This is a genomic window from Streptomyces caniscabiei (assembly GCF_014930365.1).
GTDB lineage: Bacteria > Actinomycetota > Actinomycetes > Streptomycetales > Streptomycetaceae > Streptomyces > Streptomyces caniscabiei.
In genome coordinates, this window is the sequence record NZ_JABXWI010000005.1 from 503,336 (window position 1) to 529,118 (window position 25,783).

Annotated in this window: 22 protein-coding genes and 1 riboswitch; of the genes, 7 read left to right on the top strand and 15 right to left on the bottom strand. The window is 70.5% G+C overall.

The annotated features are described in order from the left end of the window. Window positions 1-15: 15 nt before the first annotated feature. Window positions 16-255: a hypothetical protein gene (locus HW837_RS17290; RefSeq protein WP_033528168.1), complete on the bottom strand. Its 240-nt coding sequence runs from the start codon at window positions 253-255 to the stop codon at window positions 16-18. A 198-nt stretch (window positions 256-453) separates the two neighbouring features. Between HW837_RS17290 and HW837_RS17295 the strand changes: the two genes are divergently transcribed. After that, the gene (locus HW837_RS17295; RefSeq protein ID WP_193380771.1) at window positions 454-1,221 is read left to right on the top strand and encodes a rhomboid family intramembrane serine protease; all 768 of its coding nucleotides are present in this window, start codon (window positions 454-456) and stop codon (window positions 1,219-1,221) included. Further along, the gene (locus tag HW837_RS17300) at window positions 1,218-1,499 is read left to right on the top strand and encodes an Lrp/AsnC family transcriptional regulator (RefSeq protein ID WP_045555364.1); all 282 of its coding nucleotides are present in this window, start codon (window positions 1,218-1,220) and stop codon (window positions 1,497-1,499) included. The genes HW837_RS17295 and HW837_RS17300 overlap by 4 nt, the downstream gene beginning before the upstream one ends. Before the next feature lie 60 nt (window positions 1,500-1,559). On the opposite strand, the gene HW837_RS17305 is transcribed toward HW837_RS17300, so the two are convergent. From HW837_RS17305 to ctaE, 7 genes are all read right to left on the bottom strand, one after another. Next, a complete protein-coding gene (locus HW837_RS17305) occupies window positions 1,560-3,824 on the bottom strand; it encodes a serine/threonine-protein kinase (RefSeq protein ID WP_237310607.1) in 2,265 nt (754 codons plus the stop codon). Between the two features lie 78 nt (window positions 3,825-3,902). Then, entirely contained in the window at window positions 3,903-5,264 is a 1,362-nt protein-coding gene (locus HW837_RS17310) for an aminotransferase class V-fold PLP-dependent enzyme (protein ID WP_045555365.1), read from the bottom strand. A 126-nt stretch (window positions 5,265-5,390) separates the two neighbouring features. Then, window positions 5,391-5,506: riboswitch (SAM riboswitch) on the bottom strand. A gap of 293 nt (window positions 5,507-5,799) precedes the next feature. Further along, the gene (trpD, locus tag HW837_RS17315; RefSeq protein ID WP_045555366.1) at window positions 5,800-6,864 is read right to left on the bottom strand and encodes an anthranilate phosphoribosyltransferase; all 1,065 of its coding nucleotides are present in this window, start codon (window positions 6,862-6,864) and stop codon (window positions 5,800-5,802) included. 153 nt (window positions 6,865-7,017) lie between these two features. Further along, entirely contained in the window at window positions 7,018-8,658 is a 1,641-nt protein-coding gene (gene qcrB, locus HW837_RS17320; protein WP_045555367.1) for a cytochrome bc1 complex cytochrome b subunit, read from the bottom strand. Then, window positions 8,655-9,710, bottom strand: a complete 1,056-nt coding sequence (qcrA, locus tag HW837_RS17325; protein ID WP_045555368.1) for a cytochrome bc1 complex Rieske iron-sulfur subunit — start codon at window positions 9,708-9,710, stop codon at window positions 8,655-8,657. The genes qcrB and qcrA overlap by 4 nt, the downstream gene beginning before the upstream one ends. Next, window positions 9,707-10,516: a cytochrome bc1 complex diheme cytochrome c subunit gene (gene qcrC / locus HW837_RS17330; protein WP_060884990.1), complete on the bottom strand. Its 810-nt coding sequence runs from the start codon at window positions 10,514-10,516 to the stop codon at window positions 9,707-9,709. Before qcrC ends, qcrA begins: the two co-directional genes overlap by 4 nt. 97 nt (window positions 10,517-10,613) lie before the next feature. Beyond that, on the bottom strand, window positions 10,614-11,234 hold the full coding sequence (gene ctaE / locus HW837_RS17335) for an aa3-type cytochrome oxidase subunit III (RefSeq protein ID WP_033528179.1): 621 nt from the start codon (window positions 11,232-11,234) through the stop codon (window positions 10,614-10,616). 144 nt (window positions 11,235-11,378) lie between these two features. Between ctaE and HW837_RS17340 the strand changes: the two genes are divergently transcribed. Next, window positions 11,379-11,780: a response regulator gene (locus HW837_RS17340; RefSeq protein WP_093788235.1), complete on the top strand. Its 402-nt coding sequence runs from the start codon at window positions 11,379-11,381 to the stop codon at window positions 11,778-11,780. Here the strand turns inward: HW837_RS17340 and HW837_RS17345 are convergent. The 4 genes from HW837_RS17345 to ctaC form a co-directional block, all read right to left on the bottom strand. Beyond that, window positions 11,777-13,120 (bottom strand): L,D-transpeptidase, encoded by a 1,344-nt coding sequence (locus HW837_RS17345; RefSeq protein WP_234442401.1) that lies wholly within the window; start codon window positions 13,118-13,120, stop codon window positions 11,777-11,779. The genes HW837_RS17340 and HW837_RS17345 overlap by 4 nt on opposite strands. Before the next feature lie 141 nt (window positions 13,121-13,261). Next, the gene (locus tag HW837_RS17350; protein WP_045555372.1) at window positions 13,262-13,660 is read right to left on the bottom strand and encodes a cytochrome c oxidase subunit 4; all 399 of its coding nucleotides are present in this window, start codon (window positions 13,658-13,660) and stop codon (window positions 13,262-13,264) included. Continuing rightward, window positions 13,657-15,396, bottom strand: coding sequence for an aa3-type cytochrome oxidase subunit I (gene ctaD, locus HW837_RS17355; protein WP_045555373.1), 1,740 nt, complete (start codon window positions 15,394-15,396; stop codon window positions 13,657-13,659). Before ctaD ends, HW837_RS17350 begins: the two co-directional genes overlap by 4 nt. Further along, window positions 15,393-16,352 carry an aa3-type cytochrome oxidase subunit II gene (ctaC, locus tag HW837_RS17360; RefSeq protein ID WP_045555374.1) on the bottom strand — a complete coding sequence of 320 codons (960 nt, stop codon included), beginning with the start codon at window positions 16,350-16,352 and terminating at the stop codon, window positions 15,393-15,395. The genes ctaD and ctaC overlap by 4 nt, the downstream gene beginning before the upstream one ends. A gap of 281 nt (window positions 16,353-16,633) precedes the next feature. Here ctaC and HW837_RS17365 point away from each other — a divergent pair, with 281 nt between their 5' ends. Beyond that, window positions 16,634-18,016, top strand: coding sequence for a cysteine desulfurase/sulfurtransferase TusA family protein (locus tag HW837_RS17365; protein ID WP_045555375.1), 1,383 nt, complete (start codon window positions 16,634-16,636; stop codon window positions 18,014-18,016). Between the two features lie 111 nt (window positions 18,017-18,127). Here HW837_RS17365 and HW837_RS17370 read toward each other — a convergent pair whose 3' ends face one another. Next, the gene (locus tag HW837_RS17370; RefSeq protein WP_045555376.1) at window positions 18,128-19,105 is read right to left on the bottom strand and encodes a carbohydrate kinase family protein; all 978 of its coding nucleotides are present in this window, start codon (window positions 19,103-19,105) and stop codon (window positions 18,128-18,130) included. A 134-nt stretch (window positions 19,106-19,239) separates the two neighbouring features. Between HW837_RS17370 and HW837_RS17375 the strand changes: the two genes are divergently transcribed. Together HW837_RS17375 and HW837_RS17380 are read left to right on the top strand one after the other, a co-directional pair. Further along, window positions 19,240-19,449: a hypothetical protein gene (locus tag HW837_RS17375; protein ID WP_033528187.1), complete on the top strand. Its 210-nt coding sequence runs from the start codon at window positions 19,240-19,242 to the stop codon at window positions 19,447-19,449. 84 nt (window positions 19,450-19,533) lie between these two features. Continuing rightward, a complete protein-coding gene (locus HW837_RS17380) occupies window positions 19,534-21,390 on the top strand; it encodes a hypothetical protein (protein ID WP_193380770.1) in 1,857 nt (618 codons plus the stop codon). A gap of 91 nt (window positions 21,391-21,481) precedes the next feature. Here HW837_RS17380 and HW837_RS17385 read toward each other — a convergent pair whose 3' ends face one another. Further along, complete coding sequence (locus HW837_RS17385; RefSeq protein ID WP_033528189.1) at window positions 21,482-21,838, bottom strand: HesB/IscA family protein; 357 nt, start codon at window positions 21,836-21,838, stop codon at window positions 21,482-21,484. Between the two features lie 315 nt (window positions 21,839-22,153). Between HW837_RS17385 and nadA the strand changes: the two genes are divergently transcribed. After that, complete coding sequence (gene nadA / locus HW837_RS17390) at window positions 22,154-23,338, top strand: quinolinate synthase NadA (RefSeq protein WP_045555804.1); 1,185 nt, start codon at window positions 22,154-22,156, stop codon at window positions 23,336-23,338. 68 nt (window positions 23,339-23,406) lie between these two features. Here nadA and HW837_RS17395 read toward each other — a convergent pair whose 3' ends face one another. Then, on the bottom strand, window positions 23,407-25,662 hold the full coding sequence (locus HW837_RS17395; RefSeq protein WP_193380769.1) for a protein kinase domain-containing protein: 2,256 nt from the start codon (window positions 25,660-25,662) through the stop codon (window positions 23,407-23,409). Window positions 25,663-25,783 lie beyond the last annotated feature (121 nt).

The window sequence follows — 25,783 nt, forward strand, 5'->3', positions numbered from 1 at the left end:
GCGGGGCCCGCTCCCTCAGGAGCCGGCGCCCGGCCTGTCCACGAGTTCCACCTGGTCCACGGCGTTGCACCAGCGGCAGCGGACCGACTCGATGGTCTCACTGACCACGTTGCGCTCCTCGACCTCGGGCTTCCCGGCGAGGTCGAGGTGAACGTACTCGACGACCTTCGACGAGCGGGTCACGTCGAACCGCGTGAGGTTGCCACAGAGCGTGCAGCGCCAGCGGGTGGTGTCCGTCGGCAGGGGAACCGTCATCGTGGCTGCTCTTCCTTCTTCCAGTCTCCGCGAAGCACCGGCCTCCCGGTGCGTGTGGCTCGTAACCCTACGGCCTGACCGGTCCTGGACGCCTGTTCGCCTGCGGTGGCGGCGCGGATTGCCCGCGAGGGCCGGGCCGGCCGCCGTCGGCGGCGAGGCGGTCTGTGCGGGTGGGTCCCGTTACGTCATGCTCTGCTCATGATCGGCAAGTGGAGCACCTCGGCCGCCCGGGCCGTACGAAACGAGTCGGCGCCGGTGACGTACGGGCTGATCGCGGTCTGCTGTGCGCTCTTCCTGATCGGACCGGCGGCGGGCCTCAACCCCGTGTACGGCACCGGCGACGAACTGCTCGCCGCGCAGCGGGCGTACTTCCGGCGCTGGGGCGTCGTCCCGGCCGAGCTGTTCCACGGCACCCCGCGCGCCGCGCTCACCCCTCTCACCGCGCTCTTCGTCCACGGCAGCTGGCTGCATCTGCTCGGCAACATGCTCTTCCTCTTCGTCTTCGGGGCGATGGCCGAGGAACGCATGGGCCATGTGGAGTTCGCCCTGTTCTACGTGGGCTGCGGTTATCTCGCGCTGGTGGCGTACGCGGCGGCGCACGCCGGGTCGCCGCAGTCGCTGGTCGGCGCGTCGGGGGCGATCTCCGCGATCCTCGGCGCGTTTCTCTTCCTGTTCCCCAGGGCGCGGGTGACGAGCCTGCTGCCCTTCCTCTTCTTTCTGCCGCTGCGGTTCCCCGCGTGGGTGACCCTGCCGTTCTGGGTGAGCCTGCAGTGGCTGGCCGCGGGGCGGCAGACCGCGGGGCCGGGGGTCGCCTATCTGGCACACCTGGTGGGGTTCGGACTGGGGTTCGTCCACGCGTGGGGGCGCTACGGGCGTGGGGCTAGAGTGAAAGCGCCCGTGGATGATCCGGTGGATGATCCGTCGGACGTCCCCGCTCCGGCCCCCGAGGGAGAGAAACAGCCGTGATCACCGCGATCGTGCTCATCAAGACCAGCGTGGACCGGATCCCGGAGATCGCGGAGTCGATCGCCGCGCTCGACTCCGTGAGCGAGGTGTTCTCGGTGACCGGCACCTACGACCTGGTCGCCATGGTCCGGGTGAAGGCCCACGACGACCTGGCCGACGTGATCCCCGGGTCGATCAGCAAGATCCCCGGCGTGCTGGGCACCGACACGCACGTGGCGTTCCGGACGTACTCGCAGCACGACCTGGAGGCCGCGTTCGCCATCGGCCTGGACGGCTGAGGGTCGAGCCCGCCGCCCCCGCCGCCGGAGCGCTCACCGCCAGGGCCTGTCCGCCGACCCTCAGGAACCGAGTTCGACGGCCGCGATGCCGGCGGAGGTGACGGTGTAGAGCCGTCCGGCACCGACGACCGGGCTGCTGCCGTTGCCGTCCTGGGAACCGACGGTGAGCCTCCACAGCCGCAGGCCCTCGCCGTCGATCGCGTGGAGTTCGCTGCCCGACCGCAGATACAGGACGCCGGCGCGTTCCACCGGGGTGGGGAGGGGCCCGATGGCCGGGTACGTCCACCGGGAGGAGCCGTCGGCGCCGGTCGCCACCAGCATGTCCGCCTGCGCCGCGACGAAGACGTCTCCCACGGAGACCGTGGTCGAGGCGTAGCCGCCGCCCCGGCCGTGGGCGGTCCACACGCGCCGGCCGTCGCCGTCCACGCCGTACAGGATGTTCCCGTCGTCATTGGTGCTCACGGCGAGTATCTCGAACAGGTAGGCGGGCCGGGCGACTTCGCTCTTCAGGTCGGCCTTCCACGTCACGCTGCCGTCCGCGACCGAGAGGGCGTGCAGACGGTCGTCGTACCCGCCCACGTACGCCGTGTCCCCGACGACCAGCGGGGCCACGTCGGGTCCGCCGGGCACGGGCGCCGTCCACACGACGTCGCCGTCGGTGCCGTAGGCCCGCACGCCGCCGGCGCCGACGCCGTCCCCGTACGTGACGAGGACGAGCTCACCCGCGATCACGGGGACCTCGGTGTGCAGCCGGTCCCCCTCACGGGACCATCTCACGTCCCCGTCCGGGCCGAGCGCCCACAGCGTGCCGGGGCTGCTCCCGCCCGGTGAGGTGACGACGAGGACGGTCCCGTCGGGGGCCACGGCCGGCGGGGACATCGGCAGGAACTCGAGCTCCTCGCTCGCGAACGGGGCCGTCCATCGCACCACGCCGTCGTCCGCGGCGAGCGCGTACACGCCCTTGCCCTCGACCGACACGTACAGCGTCTTCCCGTCCGGTGACAGCGCCCCGCAGGGCCCGGACGTATCGACCACCTGCCCGATCCGCGCCCGCCAGGCGAGCGACGCCGGCACCGCCCCACCCGTCCGGGAAGCGGAGGCGGAGGCGGAGGCACCCCCGCTCTCCTTCCCACCGGCCGGGTCGCTCCCCGACCCCGGCTCCCGCAGCCACCACCACCCACCGACGGCGCCGCCCACGGCCGCCACCGTGGCGCCCCCGGCGAGGGCCCGCAGCACGGCCCGCCGCGAGGCCGGAGGTCGAACGGCCACGTCCGCGGCCGGCCGGGGTTCCCCCGCCGGCTCCGGCACCGGTACGTCCGTCACCGTCAGGGGAGCCACGTACTCGACGCCGCTCTCCCGCTCCCCCGAGTCCCGCCCCGGGAGCCACCGGTGGCCGGACCCGGGACCGTCGGCGCGCCCGGCCGGCTCGGCGTCGGACCCCTCGGTGAGGGGACGCCCGGTGGCGGCGGTGAACCAGCCCGCACGCATGTCCTGCCGCAGCGAGGCCGTCGTGTGACCGGCGGCCGCGAGGATCTCGCCCGGCGTCGGGCGGTCCGCCGGTTCGGCGCGGAGGCAGGACTCGACCAGGGGTCGCACACCGTTCGGCACGCCGGACAGGTCGAAGTCGCCGGTGAGGATGCGCATCAGGACGACCGCGTCCTTGCCCTCGCCGAAGGGTTCGCGACCCGCGGCGGCGTACGCGAGGACGGTGCCGAGGGAGAAGACGTCGCTCGGCGGCCCCACCTCGGCACCGTTGCGGATCTGCTCCGGGGAGACATGCCCGACCGAGCCGACGACGGCGCCGGTGCGGGTCAGGGCCGTCCCCTCCAGCGCCCGTACGATCCCGAAGTCGATGACCCGCGGACCGTCGGCCGCCAGCAGGATGTTGGACGGCTTGAGGTCCCGGTGGACCATGCCCCTGGCGTGGATCGCGACGAGGGCCTCACCGAGCGCCGCGGCCAGCACCCGGACCGCCCGCTCGGGCAGCGCCCCCCGGTCGAGGACGGCGTCCCGCAGATTGGGTCCGTCGACGAACTCCGTGGCCATCCACGGCCGTTCGGTCTCGGTGTCCGCGTCCACCACCCGGGCGGTGTAGGTCCCGGCCCCGCCGACGGTCTGCGCGGCACGCACCTCGTGCCGGAAGCGGGCCCGGAAGGTCCGGTCCTCGGCGTGCTCGCCCCGGACCACCTTCACCGCCAGCAGCACCCCGGGGCGCGCCTCGGCCAGATACACCTCGCCCATGCCGCCCGCGCCGAGTCTGCCCCGCACCTCGTAAGGACCGATCCGCCGAGGATCCGTCTCGCGCAGCGCCCGCACCCCGTGCACCCACCGCTCCCCTGTCCACCGTTCGGCTGCCGAGGGGAGCGTATACGCCGGGTACGCGCCGGGGTCACCCGGAACGGATCACACGGCCGGGACGCAACGGCCTTCCTCCGTACGGTAGTTCCACTTCGCGCCGTCCCGTACGAGTTCCTTCACCGCGCCCACGAACCGCTCCACGTGCTCGTCGGGGGTGCCCGCTCCGAAGCTCACCCGGATCGCGTTGAGGGAGCGCTCGCCGGGCGCGGCCTCGGGGGAGCCGCACTCGCCCTGGGTCTGCGGGTCGCTGCCGAGGAGGGTGCGGACGAGGGGGTGGGCGCAGAAGAGACCGTCGCGCACGCCGATGCCGTACTCGGCGGAGAGGGCCGCGGCGAAGTGGGAGCTGTTCCAGCCCTCGACGACGAAGGAGATCACACCGACCCGCGGGGCGTCGTCCCCGAAGAGCGAGAGGATCCGGACCTCGGGCACCTCGGCGAGCCCGGCGCGCACGGTGTCGATGAGGTGCCGCTCACGGGCGACCAGGGTGTCGAACCCGGCCTCGGTGAGGGCCTTGCAGGCGGAGGCGATGGAGTAGGCGCCGATGACGTTGGGCGAGCCGGCCTCGTGCCGGGCGGCGGTCTCGTGCCATTCGACGTCCACGCCGCCGTCGGTGCGCCGGGTCACCTTGCGGGAGGCGCCGCCCCCGGCGAGGTACGGCTCGGCCGTGGCGAGCCAGTCGGCGCGGCCGGCCAGGACGCCCGAACCGAAGGGCGCGTACAGCTTGTGACCGGAGAAGGCGACCCAGTCCACGTCCAACTCCTGTACGGACAGCGGGTGGTGGGGTGCCAGCTGGGCCGCGTCGAGGACGATCCGCGCGCCGTGCGCGTGCGCGGCGGCGGCCAGCTCACGCACCGGCCAGATCTCGCCGGTGACGTTGGAGGCTCCGGTGACGCACACCAGCGCCGGCCCGTGCGGGTCGCGCTCGGCGAGCGCGGTCTCCAGGGCGGCCACGGCCTCCTGCGGCGTACGCGGCGCGTCCAGGTACGTCACCCGCGCGTCGCGCCAGGGCAGCAGCGAGGCGTGGTGCTCGGTCTCGAAGACGAAGACCTGGCAGTCGGCGGGGAGGGCGGCGGCCAGCAGGTTCAGCGAGTCGGTGGTCGACCGGGTGAACACGACCTGGTCGTCGGCCCGGCAGTCGAGGAACTCCGCGACGGTCCTGCGGGCGTTCTCGAAGAGGTCGGTCGACAGCTGGGAGAGATAGCCGGCGCCGCGGTGGACGCTGCCGTAGTAGGGGGCGTAGGCCGCCACGTCGTCCCAGACGCGCTGGAGGGCGGGGGCGCTGGCCGCGTAGTCGAGTGCGGCGTAGGTGACCTCGCCGCCGGTGACGAGCGGGACGGTGACATCCCGGCCCAGAACGGGCAGCGGGGTGCAAATGGACTGGGCGGCGGCAAGGGTGGAGACAGACATGGGGGACTCCCGCGAGGAGGCATGCCAAAAGAGGGCATGCGGAGGAAGGGAAAGCAGAGACAGGGGTGCGCGGAGGCGGGGCTCGGCGGCCCTATCGCATTCGCTTGCTCACGGAAGACTCCCTCGAAGCCGCGCTTGCCGTAGACCTCGCTGCCTACGGCCCGGTCTTCACCCGGGGCACCCCGCCACGGAAGGAGGGTTGCCGGACAGCCAGCCGGGGCTATGGGCTGTCACTCATGACCTGAACCAGAACGTACGTGAAGTGATCGCCACGCCGCAACTTGTGTCCGGATTGCGGGATGGGTCGCGTGATGGGTCGGGGGTGCGGGATTCGTCAGCGGGTGCCGGTCCGGTGGGGCTTCTCGCGCAGTTCCCCGCGCCCCTGAAAGACCAGGCCCCTGCGGGCCTGAAACGCGAGGGGGCCGCGGGATGAAAAGCACGGGGCGCAGCCCCGGCTTTTCAGGGGCGCGGGGAACTGCGCGACCAGCCCCCACCGGAGCCGCACCCGACAACGCACCCGCGCCCACCCGACGAACTACCGGTTCGTCGCGGCGACCCACCGCTCGAGAACCCCCCGCGCCGCCCCGGAGTCGATCGACTCGGCGGCGCGCTCCATCCCGCCCCGCAACTGCTCCGCCAGCGACGCGGACGTCGGCTCCAACGCCACCAACGCAGCCGCCGAGTTGAGCAGCACCGCGTCCCGCACGGGACCGGTCTCCCCGCCCAGCAACCGTCGCGCGACATCCGCGTTGAAGGACGCGTCGGCCCCCCGCAGCGCCTCCACCGGCACCATCTCCAACCCCACGTCACGCGGGTCGAAGCTCTCCTCGGTCACCTTGCCGTCCCGTACGACCCACACGCGCGAGGTCGCCGTGGTGGTCAGCTCGTCCAGCCCGTCGTCGCCGCGGAAGACCAGCGAGGAGTTGCCGCGCTCGGCGAAGACGCCGGCCATGATCGGTGCCATACGGGGGTCCGCGACGCCGACCGCCTGGGCCCGTACCTTCGCGGGGTTGGCCAGCGGCCCGAGCGCGTTGAATACGGTCCTGATGCCCAACTGCCCGCGCGCGGCGGCCACATGACGCAGCGCCGGATGGAACTTCACCGCGAAGCAGAAGGTGATCCCGGCCTCCTCGGCGACCTCGGCGACCCGCTGCGGGGTCAGCTCCAGATTGACGCCGAGCTTCTCCAGCACATCGGACGCCCCGGACGCCGACGACGCGGCCCGGTTGCCGTGCTTGACGACCTTCGCGCCCGTACCGGCGACGACGATCGACGACATCGTGGAGATGTTGACCGTCTTGGCGCCGTCCCCGCCCGTACCGACGATGTCGACGGTCCTCCCGGACACCTCGATCACCTTGGCGTGCTCGTACAGCGCCTCGACGAGACCGGTGATCTCCTCGACGGTCTCCCCCTTGGCCCGCAGGGCCACCACGAATCCGGCGATCTGCGCGTCGGTCGCCTCCCCGCGCATGATCTGGTCCATCGCCCAGAAGGTGGCACCGGAGTCCTGGTCCTGCCCGGAGAGCAGCGCGTTCAGCACGGCGGGCCAGGAACGGCCCGCCGCGGTGTCGCCTCCAGCGGGGGTCACAGCGCTCATAGCCGCTCCTGGGTGTCCTGGCGCGCGAGATACCGCGCGATCCGCGAGATCAAACGATGTTCTCCCACCCTATCCAGGTCGGGGCACGGCGAAGGGCCCCCGTCCGAAGATCGGACGGAGGCCCTTCGACCGTGGTGTGGCGAAGCGAAGCGATCAGTGGTGGCCGTGGCCGCTCGTGATCTCCTTGTACTCCTCGACGGTGGGCTTGGCGATCTGGCTGTCCTCGCCGTAGTAGCCCTTGCTCAGCTTGACGCGGGCCTTCTCCAGACGCGAGACCTTGCGGGCGACACCGTTCTCGTCGACCGCGGGGCCGATCTCGGCCGGCTCGTACTGCTCGTGCGCCGTGAGCGTGTGCAGCTGCTCCTGGCTGAGCGGCTCGTGGACCTCGATGAACTCACCGTGCGGCAGGCGCTTGATGATGCCGGTCTCGCGACCGTGCAGGATCTTGTCCTTGTCCCGGCGCTGGAGGCCGAGGCAGATGCGCTTGGTGACGACGAACGCGATGACCGGGGCCACGAAGAACGCGATCCGGACGAACCAGGTGATCGAGTTGATCGACAGGTGGAAGTGGGTCGCCCAGAGGTCGTTTCCACCACCGATCAGCAGGACCATGTACCAGGTGATCCACGCGACACCGAATGCCGTACGGGTCGGGGCGTTGCGCGGGCGGTCCAGGATGTGGTGCTCGCGCTTGTCGCCGGTGACCCAGGACTCGATGAACGGATAGACCGCGATCGCGACCAGGACCAGCGGGAAGATCACCAGCGGGATGAAGACGCCCAGGACGAGCGTGTGACCCCAGAAGTTGATCTCCCAGCCCGGCATGACACGGATCAGACCCTCGGAGAAGCCCATGTACCAGTCGGGCTGGGCTCCGGTGGAGACCTGGTCGGGCCGGTAGGGGCCCATGGTCCAGATCGGGTTGATCGTGGCGATCGCCGAGATGACCGCGATGACGCCGAAGACCAGGAAGAAGAAGCCGCCGGCCTTCGCCATGTACACAGGGAGCAGCGGCATGCCGACGACGTTGTTGTTCGTCTTGCCGGGGCCCGCGTACTGCGTGTGCTTGTGGTAGAAGACCAGGATCAGGTGGGCCACCACGAGGCCGAGCATGATGCCCGGCAGCAGCAGGATGTGGACCGAGTAGAACCGGGCCACGAAGTCGCCGCCCGGGAACTCCCCGCCGAAGAGGAAGAACGACAGGTACGTGCCGACGATCGGCACGGACAGGACCGCGCCCTCCATGAAGCGGACACCGGTGCCGGAGAGCAGGTCGTCCGGGAGCGAGTAACCGGTGAAGCCGGTGAACATGCCGAGGACGAACAGCAGGAAGCCGAACAGCCAGTTGACCTCACGCGGCTTGCGGAACGCGCCCGTGAAGAACACGCGCATCATGTGCACGAACATGCCGGCGAGGAAGACCAACGCGGCCCAGTGGTGGATCTGCCGGATCAGCAGACCACCGCGCACCTCGAAGGAGATGTGCATGGTCGAGTTGAACGCCTCGGACATCAGCTGGCCCTGCAGCGGGACGTAGCTGCCGTGGTACTCCACCTCGTTCATCGACGGGTGGAAGAACAGCGTCAGGTACACACCCGTGAGGATGATGATGATGAAGCTGTACAGGCAGATCTCGCCCAACATGAACGACCAGTGGTCGGGGAAGATCTTGCGCATGTTGGCCTTGGCCAGGGAGTAGATCCCGAGCCGGCCGTCGGCCCAGTCGGCGACGCGCTCGCCGGCCGGTGCCTTCTCGCGCTTGTCGCGCGAACCGGTGGTGGTCGTAGTGCTCATCCGCGCTCCCAGAAGGCAGGACCGACGGGCTCTTCGAAGTCGCTGACCGCTTCGAGGTAGCCGTCTTCACCGACGGTGATCCTCAGCTGCGGAAGGGCGTGACCCGCGGGGCCGAAGATGACCCGGCCGCCGTCGGCGAGGTCGAAGGTGGACTGGTGGCAGGGGCAGAGCACGTGGTGCGTCTGCTGCTCGTACAGGGAGATCGGGCAACCGACGTGGGTGCAGATCTTCGAGAACGCCACGATGCCCTCGTGGGACCACTCCAGCTCGCGCTTGTCCTTGATGTCGTCCGGCTGGATCCGGACGATCATCAGGGCGTCCTTGGCGATGTTCTTCTGGAAGTCGTGGTCGTGCTCGCTCAGGCCGTCCGGCATGGCGAAGGTCAGCGACCCCACCGCGACGTCCGACGGGCGCAGCGGCTCGTTGGTGTTCATGTTGACGAGCTTCTTGCCCTTGGCCCAGGTGGTGTGCCGCAGCTTGGTGCCGGGCGCGGGGCCGAGGCCGCCGAGCAGGAACACACCGGAGAGCGGGAACAGGGTCAGCGCGCCGAACATCGTGTTGCGGATCAGCTTGCGGCGACCGAGCGCGGACTCCTTGGCACCCTGCTTGAAGTCGGCCAGGACCTTGGCCTTGACCTCGGGCGCGGCCTCGATCGGGTGACGCTCGTCGGCGATCTCCTCGTCCGACATCAGCGTGCGGGCCCAGTGGACCGCGCCGGCGCCGATGCAGAACAGCGACAGGCCCAGCGTCATGCCCAGCGCGAAGTTCAGCGCGCTGATGTGACCGATCGGCCAGACGTAGATCGACTTGTCGACGTCGATCACCAGGTACGAGGCGATGAAGGCGACGGTGGCCAGCATCGACACCGTGAACAGCAGGGCGACCGTGCGCTCGGACCGCTTGGCGGCCCGCTCGTCGATGTCCTGGACCCGGTGCTGGTGGGGCGGCAGGCCGGGGTCCGCGAAGGGGTTCTCCTCGTCCGCGACCTTCACCGCGCCGTGCGCGTCCTGCTCGGTGGGCAGGTTCTCTTCTGGAATCTCTTGGCTACTCATGACTTCTTGGCCTTTGCGGTCCGAGCGGCGACCCAGACGGCGACGGCGATCAGCGCGCCGAGCCCGAACACCCAGCCGAAGAGGCCTTCGCTGACCGGGCCGAGCCCGCCGAGGCTGAGGCCACCGGGCTCAACGGTGTCGTCGCTGTTGACCGCGTCGAGGTACGCGATGATGTCCTTCTTGTTCTCCTCCGACAGCGTGGTGTCGGGGAAGGACGGCATGTTCTGCGGGCCCGTCTGCATGGCCTCGTAGATGTGCTTCGGGTCGACACCCTCAAGGGACGGCGCGTACTTGCCCTCGGACAGCGCACCACCCTTGCCGGTGAAGTTGTGGCACTGAGCGCAGTTGGTCCGGAAGAGTTCGCCGCCCTCGGCGATGTCCGCGCCCTCGGGGTTGTACTCGTTCTCGGTCGGGATCTCCGGGCCGGCGCCCAGGGAGGAGATGTACGCCGCGAGCTGGTCGATCTCGGCCTGCGAGTAGACGACCGGCTTCTTCGGGATCTGCGCGCCCGGCTGCTGGGCCGGCATACGGCCGGTGCCGACCTGGAAGTCGACCGCCGCCGCGCCCACACCCACCAGGCTGGGACCGTCGGAGGTGCCCTGACCGCCGGTGCCGTGGCAACTCGCGCAGCCGACGGCGTAGAGCTTCTTGCCCTCCTCGATGGTGAGGGTCTGCGCGGTTTCTTCGGCCACCGCCTTGTCCGCGGGCGCGAAGGCGGTGTACAGCCCCGCGCAGGCCGCCAGCGCGATGGTTAGGACGACGAGCGCCGCCAGCGGATGGCGTCGTCGTGCGGAGAGCTTTTTCACGGATTACCCCGGTGTCAGGATCTTCTGCGTCGGTGCTTCTGGAAGGGTCGTTCTCGGGCGAGTCGGGCGCATCGGTCCGCCCGGCTCGGCCGCCGATCTACTTGATCATGTAGATCGTGGCGAAGAGGCCGATCCAGACGACATCGACGAAGTGCCAGTAGTAGGACACGACGATGGCCGCGGTCGCCTGCTCGTGGGTGAACCTCTTGGCCGCGTAGGTGCGTCCGAGGACCAGCAGGAAGGCGATGAGACCGCCCGTCACGTGCAGGCCGTGGAAGCCGGTGGTCAGGTAGAAGACCGAGCCGTAGGGGTCGGACGAGAGCGACAGGCCCTCGTGCTTGACCAGCTCGGTGTATTCGAAGACCTGACCGCCGATGAAGATCGCACCCATCACGAACGTGACGATGAACCACATCCGGAGCTTCTTCACGTCCCCGCGCTCGGCGGCGAACACGCCGAGCTGGCAGGTGAGGGAGGAGAGCACCAGGATCGTGGTGTTCGTCGCCGAGAACGGGAAGTTCAGGGTGTCGGCCTTCTCCGACCAGAACTCCGGACCGGTCACCGATCGCAGGGTGAAGTACATCGCGAAGAGGGCCGCGAAGAACATCAGCTCGGAACTCAACCAGATGATGGTTCCGACGCTGGTGAGGTTCGGCCGGTTGACCGACGGGTGCGCGTGCCCGGTTTCTACTGTCGTTGCTGTCGCCACGACCGACATTATGTCGGTCGCTTATCCCGCCCTCACTCCGGGGGGTGCCGTTCGGAGTGTTGCTGCCTTCCGTACCGGTGCTGACGTGGTCTTCGAGGGAGTAGCATCCGCGCATCGGGCCTGTCCTTAAGACGCTGACGTCACGGAGGAACAATGCAGCCGACCGCCACGGTGCTGGTCTACAGCGACGACTCCAACACCCGGGAGCAGGTGCGGCTCGCGACCGGGCGCCGCCCCGCTCCGGACGTGCCGACCGTGGAGTTCATCGAGTGCGCGACCCCCGCCGCCGTCGTCAAGGAGCTGGACAAGGGCGGGATCGACGTCTGCGTCCTCGACGGCGAGGCCGTGCCCATGGGGGGCATGGGGGTGTGCCGGCAGATCAAGGACGAGATCTTCGAGTGCCCGCCCGCGCTGGTGCTGATCGGGCGGCCGCAGGACGCGTGGCTCGCCACGTGGAGCCGGGCGGACGCGGCGGTGACCCTGCCGGTGGAGCCGGTGGAGTTCGCGGCGGCCCTGGCCGCCCTGCTCCGCAGCAGGCGGGCGCTGAACGCCTAGACGGACTCCGGCCTCAGGCGCGCCTGCACCTGGGGCCCGGGGACCTCCTTGGTGCCGCCCACCAGGGCGCTGCCCTCGCGCCAGTTCTTCCAGTCGAGGTTCCAGTCGCCGTAGCCGTTGCCGAAGGGGGCCATGGTGTCACCGGCCGAGTTGACGACCTCGACGATGTCGCCCTCGTTGATGGTGTCGTAGAACCACTGGGCGTTGCCCATGCTCATGCCGGTGCAGCCGTGGCTGACGTTGGCGTAACCCTGGGAGCCGGTGGACCAGGGGGCGGCGTGGACGTACTCGCCGCTGTTGGTGACCCTGACGGAGTGGTGCACGGTCAGGTCGTAGAAGTCCGACGCGCCTATGCTGGCGCTGGTCATGCGAACGGTGCCTTCCTTGGCCAGCACCACTTTGACCCCGTTGCGGGTGTCGTAGCCGGGCATGCCGGTGGTCACCGGTATCTGCTTGATGACCTCGTCGTTCTTGTAGACGGTCATCCGGTGCGCGGCGGCGTCCGTGACGGCGACTATCTTGGCGCCGGTCGTCAGCTCGATGGGCTCGGCCTTCCCGCCCCAGAGCCGGTCGCCTATCTTGAGGCCCTCCAGGTTGCTGTGCACCCGGATGGTGGCCTCGGCGGGCCAGTACTCCTTGGGCCGGTAGTGCAGCTTCTTGTCGTCCACCCAGTGCCAGGCGCCCTCCGCGGCGGGGGTGGAGTCCACCTTGAGCGCCCGTTCGACGACGGCGCGAGCGGCCTTGTCCTTGACCGGCCGGCTGAGCTCGGCGGTGACGGGCTGGCCGACGCCGTACCTGCCCTCCTTCGGGCCGAAGGTGACGTTCAGCCGCTTCTTCGTGAGGGGGCGGCCGGTGTCGAAGGCGACGGTCTCGCGGCCGGGGGCGCCGTCCTCGTCCTCGGTGCTCACGTGGACCGTGTAGCGGGCGTTGGCGGCGAGCGGTGAGGTGGAGTGCCAGCGACCCCCGTCGGCGGAGAGTTCGCCCGCCACATAGCGTCCTGCGGCGTCCACGGCGGTGACGTCGGTGATGCGTCCGTCGTCCTCCGCGGTGACTTCCAGCGGCTTGTCCGGGTCGGCCTTCTCGCCGTCGCCGGTGGGGGTGTTGAAGGAGACGTGGTCGGCCGCGTCGTAGGGGGTGCCCGAGAGGGGGTGGCCGCCGGACCCGCAGGCGGCGACGCCCGCTCCCAGGGAGACCACCAGCAGGGTGCAGCCGACGACTATGCGGTTACGGTGCGGGCGCGCCGGTGTCGAGAGGCTGAGCGCGCGGAGGCCCGAAGGGTCGAGCACGGTCGGGCTCTCGACACCGGCTTTGGCGCCCTTGCAAAGTTCTGGAGTGCTCATGGGTTCAACGTAGAAACGCCCGCCGGGCGCGGCGCGCCGGGTGACCCGTGTGGGCTACGTACGCCGCGCCGAAAGGGGGAAGCCCGGACCTCCTGTCGGAGTGTCCGGGCTTCCGTGCGCGCGGTGCGTGCTAGGCGCGTGCTACTGGTTCTGGTTCTCGCCGCGGTAGTACTCGAAGACCCAGCCCCACAGGCCGATCATGATGATCGGGGCGGAGAAGTAGAGCAGCCACCAGCCGAAGACGACGCCCATGAAGGCGAGCGCGCCGCCCACGCCGAGGGCGAGGGGCTGCCAGCTGTGCGGGCTGAAGAAGCCCAGCTCACCGGCGTCGTCCGCGACGTCGGCCTCCTTGTTGTCCTGCGCGCCCACGTCGACCCGCCGGGCCGTGAAGGCCAGGTAGTAGCCGACCATGATGCACAGGCCGAAGGCCAGGAAGAGCGCCGTGGTACCGGCGGGCTCCTTCGACCACACGCCGTAGACGATCGCCATGGCCAGCACGAAGACTGCCAGCCAGATGAACATCTTGCCTTGGACCTTCACTTGCCGGCCTCCTTGCCGCTGGCGGCGAGCTCGCCTGCCGCCGGGCCGCCGTGCGCGAGCTGCTCGAGCGCGGCGATCTCCGGGTGGTGCAGGTCGAACGCCGGGGATTCACTGCGGATCCGCGGCAGGGTGAGGAAGTTGTGCCGCGGCGGCGGGCAGGAGGTCGCCCACTCCAGCGAACGACCGTAGCCCCACGGGTCGTCGACCTCGACCTTCTTGCCGTACTTGGCCGTCTTCCACACGTTGTAGAGGAACGGCAGGATCGACAGACCGAGGACGAACGAGGCGATCGTGGAGATCGTGTTCAGCGCGGTGAAACCGTCGGCCGCCAGATAGTCGGCGTAACGACGCGGCATGCCCTCCGCGCCCAGCCAGTGCTGGACGAGGAACGTGCCGTGGAAGCCGATGAACAGCGTCCAGAAGGTGATCTTGCCCAGGCGCTCGTCGAGCATCTTGCCCGTCATCTTCGGCCACCAGAAGTGGAAGCCGGAGAACATCGCGAACACCACGGTGCCGAAGACGACGTAGTGGAAGTGCGCCACCACGAAGTACGAGTCGGAGACGTGGAAGTCCATCGGCGGCGAGGCCAGGATGACACCGGTCAGACCACCGAAGGTGAAGGTGATCAGGAAGCCGGTGGCCCAGAGCATCGGTGTCTCGAAGGACAGCGAGCCCTTCCACATCGTGCCGATCCAGTTGAAGAACTTCACACCGGTCGGTACGGCGATGAGGAACGTCATGAAGGAGAAGAACGGTAGGAGCACACCGCCGGTGACGTACATGTGGTGCGCCCACACCGTCACCGAGAGGCCGGCGATCGCGATGGTCGCGCCGATCAGGCCCATGTAGCCGAACATCGGCTTGCGGGAGAAGACCGGGATGACCTCGGAGATGATGCCGAAGAACGGCAGCGCGATGATGTACACCTCTGGATGGCCGAAGAACCAGAAGAGGTGTTGCCAGAGCAGGGCGCCGCCGTTGGCGGCGTCGAAGACGTGCGCACCGAACTTGCGGTCCGCCTCCAGGGCGAACAGCGCGGCCGCGAGGACCGGGAAGGCGAGCAGGACCAGGACGGCGGTCAGCAGCACGTTCCACACGAAGATCGGCATGCGGAACATGGTCATGCCGGGCGCGCGCATGCAGATGATCGTGGTGATGAAGTTGACCGCGCCGAGGATGGTGCCGAAGCCGGAGAAGGCCAGACCCATGATCCACATGTCGGCGCCGATGCCCGGGCTGCGGACCGCGTCCGACAGCGGGCTGTAGGCGAACCAGCCGAAGTCGGCCGCGCCCTGCGGGGTGAGGAAGCCACCGACCGCGATGAGCGAGCCGAAGAGGTACAGCCAGTACGCGAACATGTTCAGCCGCGGGAACGCCACGTCGGGCGCGCCGATCTGCAGCGGCATGATCCAGTTCGTGAAGCCGGCGAACAGCGGCGTCGCGAACATCAGCAGCATGATCGTGCCGTGCATCGTGAACGCCTGGTTGAACTGCTCGTTCGACATGATCTGCGTACCCGGGCGGGCGAGCTCGGCGCGCATGAGGAGCGCCATGACGCCGCCGATGCAGAAGAACGCGAACGACGTGACCAGGTAGAGCGTGCCGATCGTCTTGTGGTCGGTGGTCGTCAGCCACTTCACCACGACGTTGCCGGGCTGCTTGCGCCGTACCGGCAGCTCGTCTTCGTACGAGCCCTCCGCGGCGGCAGCACCCTGAGGTTCGTTGATGATGCTCACAGCTGGTTCACCTCCCGGTCCTTCTCGTGCTGCGTCTGCTCGATGCCCGCCGGGACGTACCCCGTCTGGCCCTTCTCGGCCAGCTCCTTGAGGTGCTGCTCGTACCGCTCCTGGGAGACGACCTTCACGTTGAAGAGCATCCGGGAGTGGTCGACGCCGCACAGCTCGGCGCACTTGCCGAGGAAGGTGCCCTCCTGGTTGGGCGTCACCTGGAACACGTTGGTGTGGCCCGGGATGACGTCCTGCTTCATCAGGAACGGCACCACCCAGAAGGAGTGGATGACGTCACGCGAGGTGAGGACGAAGCGGACCGTCTTGCCTTCCGGCAGCCAGAGGGTCGGGCCGGGGTTGCCGGTCTGCGGGTTCTTGTCACCGGGGGTGCCGCAGGTGTACACGCCGCCCGCGTTGTCCGGGAACTGCTTCTTCCACTTGGTCGGAATCGCGGCCAGGTTCTCGTCGGTCTTCGCGTCACCCGTGGAGCCGTCGACGTTCTCGATGTAGTTGAAGCACCAGCTCCACTGGAAGCCGACCACGTTGACCGTGAGGTCGGGCTTCTTCGACGTGTCGAGCAGCTTCGACTCGTCGCGGGCGGTGAAGTAGAAGAGCACCGAGACGATGATCAGCGGGACGACCGTGTACAGCGCCTCGATGGGCATGTTGTACCGGGTCTGTGGGGGAACTTCGACCTTGGTGCGGCTGCGCCGGTGGAAGAAAGCACTCCACAGGATCAGGCCCCACACCAGCACGCCCGTGGCGAGCGCGGCCGCCCACGACCCCTGCCACAGGGAGAGGATCCGCGGAGCCTCTTCCGTGGTCGGGGTGGGCATACCCAGGCGGGGGAAGTCCTCCCATGTGCAACCGGTGGCGGTCGCCAGGACCAGGCCTGCGGTCATTGCCTGCAGCAGCTTCCGCCGCATCGGGCGCCGCGGCGAGCGGTCGGAGCCGTTGGGACTCACGTAGCGCCTTCCCGAGAGTCTCGCCCGCGCGGTATGGCTGCGGCCTTCTCGCTGGTCGGTCGCCGCCCTGCGACGGGCAGGGGTTTGGATGTTTATGCGGACCAAACCCTACTGGACGCGTTTTGGGGTCGCGCGGGGAGGGGGGCCCAACTCGCCGGGGGTCACGCCGGGCGCCTAATAGCTCGGGGGTTCGGGTGATTTGGCGGGTGCGCGCACGTTGTGGCCGTTCGCGCAGTTCCCCGCGCCCCTTTGTTGTCGGCCCGAGGCTTTAGCGTTGCCCTGTGGCCTACTTCGACTCCGCTTCCTCCGCTCCCCTTCATCCCGTCGCGCGGCAGGCGCTGACGGCTTCGCTGGACGAAGGGTGGGCCGATCCCGCGCGGTTGTACCGGGAGGGGCGGCGGGCGCGGCTGCTGCTGGACGCGGCCCGGGAGGCCGCCGCCGAGGCGGTCGGGTGCCGGGTGGACGAGTTGGTCTTCACCTCGTCGGGGACACGGGCCGTGCACGCCGGGGTCGCGGGGGTGCTGGCCGGCCGGCGGCGGGTGGGGCGCCACCTGATCGTGTCGTCCGTCGAACACTCTTCGGTACTGCACGCGGCGGAGGTGCACGAGACCGCGGGCGGGACGGTCACCCAGGTGGGGGTGGACCGCACCGGGTCGGTCGCGCCGTCCGGCTACGCCGAGGCCCTGCGCCCCGACACCGCGCTCGCCTGTCTCCAGTCAGCCAACCACGAGGTGGGGACCGAGCAGCCGGTGGCCGAGGTGGCGGCCGTCTGCCGGGAGGCCGGGGTGCCGCTGCTGGTGGACGCGGCGCAGTCGCTCGGCTGGGGGCGGGTGAACGGGGACTGGTCGGTGTTGACCGCCAGCGCCCACAAATGGGGCGGGCCGTCCGGCGTCGGACTGCTCGTGGTCCGCAAGGGAGTGCGGTTCGCCGCGCAAGGGCCCACGGACGAGCGGGAGTCGGGGCGGGCCGCCGGCTTCGAGAACATCCCGGCGATCGTGGCGGCCGCCGCCTCGCTGCGGGCCGTACGGGCGGAGGCCGCCGAGGAGGCCGTACGGCTGCGGGAGTTGACCGAGCGGATCCGGGCGCGGGTGCCGGCGCTGGTGCCGGACGTGGAGGTGGTGGGCGACCCGGAGCGCCGGCTGCCCGGAGTGGTCACCTTCTCCTGTCTCTATGTCGACGGGGAGACATTGCTGCACGAGCTGGACCGCGAGGGCTTCTCCGTCTCCTCCGGGTCCTCCTGCACGAGCAGCACGCTGACGCCGAGCCATGTGCTCCGGGCCATGGGGGTGCTGAGCGAGGGGAACGTCCGGGTGTCGCTGCCGGCGGGAGCGGCGGCCGAGGACGTCGAGCGGTTCCTGTCCGTGCTGCCGGGGGCGGTCGCGGCGGTCCGGGAGAAGCTGGGGGCGCCGGTGGGCACCACCGTGTCGGCGGTACGGGAGGACGCCCTCGTCGTGGACGCGCTCGGCAGGCGGTGCCCGATCCCCGTCATCGAGCTGGCCAAGGTGATCGGGGACGTCCCGGTCGGCGGCACCGTCCGCGTCCTCTCCGACGACGAGGCGGCCCGCCTGGACATCCCGGCGTGGTGCGAGATGCGCGGCCAGGAGTATGTGGGGGAAGAGCCGGCGGAGCGGGGTTCGGCGTATGTGGTGCGCCGGGTGAGCTGACGGGGGCCCCGCGCCCCTGGCTTTCCAGGTGCGCGGGGAACTGCGCGACCAGCCACATCGAACCCGCGTCCGACAACGCACCGAACCCGGCAGACGAGTGGTCGCGGCCCGTCAACCGCCGAGGTGCTTCTTCACTTCCGCCGCCGCCTCGCCGCCGTACGCCTTCTCGAACCGGTCCATGAAGTGCGCCCGCCGCAGCTGGTACTCCTGCGTCCCCACCGTCTCGATCACGAGGGTGGCGAGCATGCAGCCGACCTGCGCCGCCCGCTCCAGCGAGACACCCCACGCCAGCCCGGAGAGGAAGCCCGCGCGGAGCGCGTCGCCGACGCCCGTGGGCTCGGCCTTGCGCTCCTCCTCGGGGCAGCCGACCTCGATGGGGTCCTCGCCGGCCCGCTCGACGCGGACGCCGCGCGAGCCGAGCGTGGTCACCCGGTGGCCCACCTTCGCGAGGATCTCCTCGTCCGACCAGCCGGTCTTGGACTCGATGAGGCCCTTCTCGTACTCGTTGGAGAAGAGGTACGTGGCGCCGTCCAGCAGTATCCGGATCTCGTCGCCGTCCATGCGGGCGATCTGCTGGGAGAAGTCCGCCGCGAACGGGATGTTCCGGGAGCGGCACTCCTCGGTGTGGCGGAGCATCGCCTCCGGGTCGTCCGCGCCGATGAGGACGAGGTCGAGGCCGCCGACCCGGTCGGCGACCGTCTTCAGCTCGATGAGGCGGGCCTCGCTCATCGCGCCGGTGTAGAAGGAGCCGATCTGGTTGTGGTCGGCGTCCGTGGTGCAGACGAAGCGGGCCGTGTGCAGCGTCTCGGAGATGCGCACGGAGGCGGTGTCCACCCCGTGCCGGTCGAGCCACGCGCGGTACTCGTCGAAGTCGGCACCGGCGGCGCCCACCAGGATCGGCCGCGTGCCGAGCTGCCCCATGCCGAACGCGATGTTGGCGCCGACACCGCCTCGGCGTACGTCGAGCTGGTCGACGAGGAAGGAGAGGGAGACCGTGTGCAGCTGGTCCGCGACGAGTTGGTCGGCGAAGCGGCCCGGGAAGGTCATCAGATGGTCGGTGGCGATGGAGCCGGAGACTGCGATACGCACGGCGAGGACACACTCCTGCGAAGGGAGGGGGATTGACAGTTCACGCTACCGGGTCGCCCGCGCGCACTGAAGCAGGCGAAACTACCTGATAGTAGGTCTTTCTTCGTGGGGTTTCCGGTGCGTACGGTGCCGTTATGACGAACCCCAAGATCCACGGCACCGTCCCGTTCGACCCGGACGGCGGCCTCGCGGCGCTGCGTGGCGACTGCGCCCGCATGGTTCCGCACTGGGCGGCCCCCGCGAAGGTCATTACGGCTCCGGTGTCTCCTTCGCTCATTCACGGGGTGACCGTGCCGGCGACGTCCGCGCGGCTGGTGGACGCGATGCCGGAGTACGGCGACTGAGGGAACCGTCGGCTCCTCCGCCGCGTCCCATCGCTGTCCCCCGTATAGGGGAGGCGGCGTACGACCTGCCGAAGGAGCGATGCGGTGAACCCCGAGCGACCCGACAACCCCGAGAACCCGGACGAGGGCCCCGAGCCCGAGGCCGCCGAGGAGCTCGGGGCTGCCGGGGCTGACGTCACCGAGACGGACGGGGCCGATGCGGCCGACGGCGTCGACGGGGTCGATGAGGCTGAGGGAACGGCTGACTCCGAGGCTGCGACTGCGCCGACGGCCCCGCCTGCGACCGAGGCTGCGGCTGCGACCGGGGCGAGTGACGGGGGCGACCGTGGTGAAGCCGTCGGCGGCGACGGCGGTGACCACGACGGCGACCACGGCGGTGGTGCCGAGGTCGTCGCCGGTGAGGGTGCCGCGCGGCCCGGCCGGCGGCGCTCCCGGGTGGTCGTCGCGTCCGTGGCCGCCGCCGTGCTGGTGGTCGGGGGTGGCGGGGCGCTCCTCGCCTCGACCTCGTCCGGTGGGTCCGGCGGGGCCGCCGGGGCCGGCGGCGGTTCCGGCTCGCCCGGCGGTGACGGCACTCCCCCGCCGCTCGCGCTCGACGGGTACATCGGCGGTGGTTCGAACGGCATCGCGCCCGGTGAACCCGACCCCCACGGGGTGACCTACCGCGCGGACGGCGAGCTGCCCGACGGCCCCGGCTCCGCCGCGGTCCACACGGTCCGGGGCGACGTCACGGCCACGGAGGTCGCCCGGCTGGCGAAGGCGCTCGGCATCGAGGGCGCGCCGACCGCTGAGGGCGAGACCTGGCAGGTCGGGGCGACCGGCGACGGTTCGGGTCCGGTGCTGCGGGTGAACAAGCAGGCGCCCGGAAGCTGGACGTTCAACCGGTACACGCCCGGCACCGACAACTGCCAGAAGGTCGACGTCTGCACCTCGGGCACCGCCGAGGGCGGGGACCCGGTGAGCGAGGCGGTCGCCAGGAAGGCTGCGGCACCCGTCCTCAAGGCCGTCGGCCAGGACGACGCCAAGCTCGACGCCGGTCAGCTCATGGGCGCCGTACGCGTCGTGAACGCCGATCCCGAGGTGGGCGGACTGCCCACGTACGGCTGGTCGACCGGCATCCAGGTCGGCGCCGACGGCCAGGTGGTCGGCGGCAGCGGCAACCTGAAGTCGCCGGTGAAGAGCGACACGTACCCCGTCGTCGACGCGGAACGGGCGCTGGAGCTGATGAACGGCTCGGGCCAGGGTGTCGGCACCGAGCGCGGCGGCATCGGCGGCTGCACCGGTCCCGTACCGCTGGCAGGCGAGAACGGCACGGCCGGGACGGCCGGGGAGAACGGGACGGCCGGGGAGAACGGGACGGTCGTGGACAGCGGGACGGTCGTGGCGGACGAGACGCCGTGCGAGCGGATGACCGGGTCGCCCGAGCGGGAGACGATCACCGTCGAGGACGCGGTGTTCGGGCTCGCCTCGCATCCGGTGGCCGGCCGCCCGGCGCTGGTGCCGTCGTGGATGTTCGAGGTGCGGCCCACGGGCGGCGGCGACAGCTACACGGTGACGCATCCGGCGGTCGACCCGGCCTTCCTGGCGACCCCCGAGCCCCGCTCAGAGCCGACCGAGCGGCCCGGCGGGCCCGGTGACACCCCGCCGACCGGTCCGTCCTCGCACGAGGTGGAGGTGCAGGGCTACACGGTCGACGGGGACGAGCTGACCGTGTCCTTCTGGGGCGGCGTGTGCAGTGACTACTCGGCCTCGGTGAGCGAGAAGTCGGGCGAGGTGAAGGTGACCGTGACCGACACCCCGTGGGAGGGCAAGGTCTGCATCATGATCGCCAAGGTGGTGGAGCGGACGGTGACGCTGGACGAGCCGCTGGACGACCGGAAGGTGGTCGGGTCGGACGGCAAGGCGATCCCGGAGGGCGGCATCGCGGAGCTGAAGCCCCGGTAGGGCAGGTGGTACGACGAAGGCGGCGACCCCCTCGGAGGGGGTCGCCGCCTTCGTCGTACCACTGGCGCGCGGAGCGCCGCGCGGGCGGGGCTCAGCTGAAGGAGTCGCCGCAGGCGCAGGAACCCGTCGCGTTCGGGTTGTCGATCGTGAAGCCCTGCTTCTCGATGGTGTCGACGAAGTCGATGGTGGCGCCGCCCAGGTACGGGGCGCTCATGCGGTCGGTGACGACCTTCACACCGTCGAAGTCCTTCTTCACGTCACCGTCGAGCGAGCGCTCGTCGAAGAAGAGCTGGTAGCGCAGGCCGGAGCAGCCGCCGGGCTGAACGGCGACGCGCAGCGCCAGGTCGTCACGGCCTTCCTGGTCGAGCAGGGCCTTGACCTTGGCCGCGGCGGCGTCGGTCACGATGATGCCGTCGGTGACGGTGCCGGTCTCGTCCGATACGGACATCTACATCTCTCCCGGGTTGTACGGAGACTGCTTGCCGACGATTGCAACCGCCGGGGCCCCGGATTCATTCCGGGCCGCGAGGTTTTCGTTCGCGTCTCTCTTCATGCTCGCACATGGCCGGCTCGGAGGGCACCGAGCCGCTCAGCGCTGTGGACAACCCCACTCCGGGATTCATGTCACATAGACGCTATGGGCATCGTCAACGTGACGTGAAGCGGTTATGATAGATAACGTCAATTCGACGAAAAGGATAGCCCGGATGTCCCGCCGACCCTCCCCCGGGCGGCGAGCCGCAGAACAGAAAGGGTGCGTGTCGTGACCACCGCCCAGACCCAGGAGCTCGACGTACAGCCGACGCCCCTCGCCCTGCTGCTGCTCGGCCGCGAGGCCGACCCGAGGAGCGAGCGCGGTGTCGAGTGCCCGGGTGACCTGCCCTCCCCGTCCGACCCCGACCTCGTCGAGCGCGCCCGCGCGGCCAAGGAGAAGCTCGGGGACAAGGTCTTCGTGCTCGGCCACCACTACCAGCGCGACGAGGTCATCCAGTTCGCGGACGTCACGGGCGACTCCTTCAAGCTGGCCCGCGACGCCGCGGCCCGCCCCGAGGCCGAGTACATCGTGTTCTGCGGTGTGCACTTCATGGCCGAGTCGGCGGACATCCTCACCGGCGACGAGCAGAAGGTCGTCCTGCCGGACCTGGCCGCCGGGTGCTCCATGGCCGACATGGCCACCGCCGAGCAGGTCGCCGAGTGCTGGGACGCGCTGACCGAGGCCGGCATAGCCGAGCAGGTCGTGCCCGTCTCGTACATGAACTCCTCCGCCGACATCAAGGCCTTCACGGGCAAGCACGGCGGCACGATCTGCACCTCCTCGAACGCGAAGCGGGCCCTGGACTGGGCCTTCGAGCAGGGCGAGAAGGTGCTGTTCCTGCCGGACCAGCACCTCGGGCGCAACACCGCCGTGCGGGACATGGGCATGTCGCTCGACGACTGTGTCCTCTACAACCCGCACAAGCCGAACGGCGGCCTGACCGTCGAACAGCTGCGGGCGGCGAAGATGATCCTGTGGCGGGGCCACTGCTCGGTGCACGGCCGCTTCAGCCTGCAGTCCGTGAACGACGTGCGGGAGCGGATCCCGGGCGTCAACGTGCTGGTCCACCCCGAGTGCAAGCACGAGGTCGTGGCGGCGGCTGACTACGTCGGGTCGACCGAGTACATCATCAAGGCCCTGGAGGCCGCGCCCGCCGGTTCCAAGTGGGCGATCGGCACCGAGCTGAACCTCGTGCGGCGGCTGGCGAACCGTTTCGCGCCCGAGGGCAAGGAGATCGTGTTCCTCGACCGCACGGTCTGCTTCTGCTCCACGATGAACCGCATCGACCTGCCCCACCTGGTGTGGACCCTGGAGTCCCTCGCGGAGGGCACCCTCGTCAACCGCATCGAGGTGGACAAGGAGACCGAGGCGTTCGCCAAGCTGGCGCTGGAGCGGATGCTGGCGCTGCCGTAGCCCTCTCGTGGCCGTGCCCCTCCCCCGGCAGTCCCTCGTGGGGCCGGCCGTCCCGACGGAGCAGGCGCTCACCCCGACTCGGCGGGTTCCCGGTCGGGGTGGGCGGGGTCGAGGGAGAAGAGTGTGCCGTCGGCGACGGCCACCGCCAGCGCTCCCGCCTGGGGGCTCGCCCAGGGAGTGCCCTGGATGGACCAGGTCGGCGTGGTCCGGGGCAGCGTCTCCCACAGCAGGGTGCCCTTGACCCTGTCGAGCGCCGCGACCCTGCCGGTGTCGCTGACCAGGTAGAGGGTGCTCGTCGCGGCGTCGTACGCGGGCGCGCCCGGCCGTTCCAGACTGGTCCTGGTCCGCCACAGCAGTTCGCCCGTGTGCGGTGACACGGCGGTCACCTGGCCGCCGGACCGGGTGAACACCAGCACGCCGCCCGCCAGGGCCACCCGGCCCCGCCCGTTCTCGCCCGTCTTCGTCACCACGCGGGTCCCGTTCTCCAGGTCCACGAGCAGGGTCCTGTCGTACACCAGGTCGCTGCCGGGGCCCGCGTCGGTGCGCTCGGTGTCCTCCGCGGCCAGGACCAGGTCTCCCTGCCGCACGCCCAGGAGGACGCTCTCCAGCGGCACCTTCACGGTTCTGGCCGAGCCGTCGGCGCGGTCCACGACGAGGACCCGGGACTCCGCGTTCGCCGCCTTGGCGTCCCGGGTCACGGGGCGGCAGTGCGCGTACGTGCCCGCTCCGGCCGTGGTGAACACGCAGTGGTGGCCGGCCGGCGTCGGCAGGGACCAGCGCTCGGCGCCCGTGCGCGCCGAACGGGCCGTGACCGTCCGGCCGTCGGGTTCCGCGGTGACGACGAGGTCGCCGATCACGGCCGGCTCGATGTCCGTGCTGCCCACCCGGCGCGTCCACAGCCGCTCACCGGTGTCCGCGTCGAGGGCGACCAGATCGACCGGGTCCACCACGGGTTCACCGCTGAAGACGGTCTGCTGCACGAGGACGGTGCCGTCCCGGACACCGAGGATCCCGGCGTAGTACCGGTCCCGCACGGTGGTCGCCGGCGCGATGCCCGCGCGCCAGACCGTCCTGCCGGTCCGGCCGTCGACGCGGACCGGGAGGACGCCCGAGCCCCCGCAGTAGACGTCCTTCCCGTGCACCTGACAGGAGGGGGCGCCGCCGTTGTTGCCGTCCTCCGCGGGCAGCGCCCGGCGCGGGCCCGCCGCCGCCGTCGCGAACAGCGTCGTCTGCCAGGGCTTCCAGCCGCTGGGCGGGGGCGTCCAGCGGGAGGTCGGGGACGGCACGGGCGCCGCCGCGTCGCCGCCGCGGGCCTGACCGGGGCCCAGCAGGTAGGCGGTCAGCCCGAGGACCAGCGCGCCGGCGGTGCCGGTCGCGGCCAGCAGGGGGCGGAGACGGCGGCGGCGGGTGGGAGGCGGGGTCGGAGCCGGGTCCGCGCCGGTGTCCAGGTGGATCTCCGTGGCGGCGGCAGCGGCGTCCTCGCGCCGGGTCACCATCGGCAGGTAACCCGGCTCCGGCTCCGGCAGGACGGCCTCGAACTCCCGCGCCAGTTCGTCGAGTCCGGGCCGGTCGGCGGCTTCCTTCGCGAGACAGCGCGCCAGTACGGTGCCCAGCCGCGGGTCCACCCCGTCCAGCAGGGGTTCGTCGTTCATCACCCGGTAGGCCGTCAGATACGGGCTGTCCGCGTCGAAGGGGCCCCGCCCGGTGAGGGCGAACACCAGCAGCGTGCCCAGCGAGAACACGTCCGAGGCGGGGCCCGCCGTACGGGCGTCGGTGAGCTGTTCCGGGGACATGAACGGCGGGGTGCCGATCATCTGGCCGGTCTCGGTCAGGGAGAGGTTCTCCGCGGCGCGCGAGATGCCGAAGTCGATGACCCGGGGGCCGTCGTCCGCCATCAGCACATTGGCCGGCTTCAGGTCCCGGTGCACCACACCGGCCCGGTGGATCTCCCGCAACGCCTCCACCAACCCCAGGGCCAGCGGGCGCAGTTCGGTGTCACGGAGCGGACCGTGGTCGCGGATCCGCTGGGCGAGCGAGCGGCCGGGCACGTACTGGGTCGCCATCCAGGGGCGATCCGCCTCCGGATCGGCGTCCACGACCGCCGCGGTGAAGGCGCCGCTGACCTTGCGGACAGCCTCGATCTCCTGGCGGAACCGGCTGCGGAAGACGGAGTCCTGCGCGTACTGGGCGTGCACCACCTTCACGGCGACCTCGCGCCCGGAGCGGGAGCGTGCCCGGTAGACGACGCCCATGCCGCCGGTGCCGAGCCGGTCGACCACCCTGTACCCGCCGACCGATCTGGGGTCGTCACTGCGCAGCGGCACGCCCTGGTCCCTCCCCCCGACAAGCAGCCCGACTAACGGTGAGAGGCACAGGATACGTAAGGCGACGCGCGGCGGCCGGGCCGCGGACCCCATGGTTCCGCGACCCGGCCGCCCTGGACCT

Coding starts and splice junctions, on each gene's coding strand:
- ctaE (WP_033528179.1), bottom strand. CDS start 11,234: ATGTCGGTCGTGGCGACAGCAACGACAGTAGAAACCGGGCACGCGCAC.
- trpD (WP_045555366.1), bottom strand. CDS start 6,864: ATGAGCGCTGTGACCCCCGCTGGAGGCGACACCGCGGCGGGCCGTTCC.
- HW837_RS17290 (WP_033528168.1), bottom strand. CDS start 255: ATGACGGTTCCCCTGCCGACGGACACCACCCGCTGGCGCTGCACGCTC.
- HW837_RS17310 (WP_045555365.1), bottom strand. CDS start 5,264: ATGTCTGTCTCCACCCTTGCCGCCGCCCAGTCCATTTGCACCCCGCTG.
- HW837_RS17340 (WP_093788235.1), top strand. CDS start 11,379: ATGCAGCCGACCGCCACGGTGCTGGTCTACAGCGACGACTCCAACACC.
- HW837_RS17295 (WP_193380771.1), top strand. CDS start 454: ATGATCGGCAAGTGGAGCACCTCGGCCGCCCGGGCCGTACGAAACGAG.
- qcrA (WP_045555368.1), bottom strand. CDS start 9,710: ATGAGTAGCCAAGAGATTCCAGAAGAGAACCTGCCCACCGAGCAGGAC.
- HW837_RS17375 (WP_033528187.1), top strand. CDS start 19,240: ATGACGAACCCCAAGATCCACGGCACCGTCCCGTTCGACCCGGACGGC.
- qcrB (WP_045555367.1), bottom strand. CDS start 8,658: ATGAGCACTACGACCACCACCGGTTCGCGCGACAAGCGCGAGAAGGCA.
- HW837_RS17385 (WP_033528189.1), bottom strand. CDS start 21,838: ATGTCCGTATCGGACGAGACCGGCACCGTCACCGACGGCATCATCGTG.
- HW837_RS17345 (WP_234442401.1), bottom strand. CDS start 13,120: ATGAGCACTCCAGAACTTTGCAAGGGCGCCAAAGCCGGTGTCGAGAGC.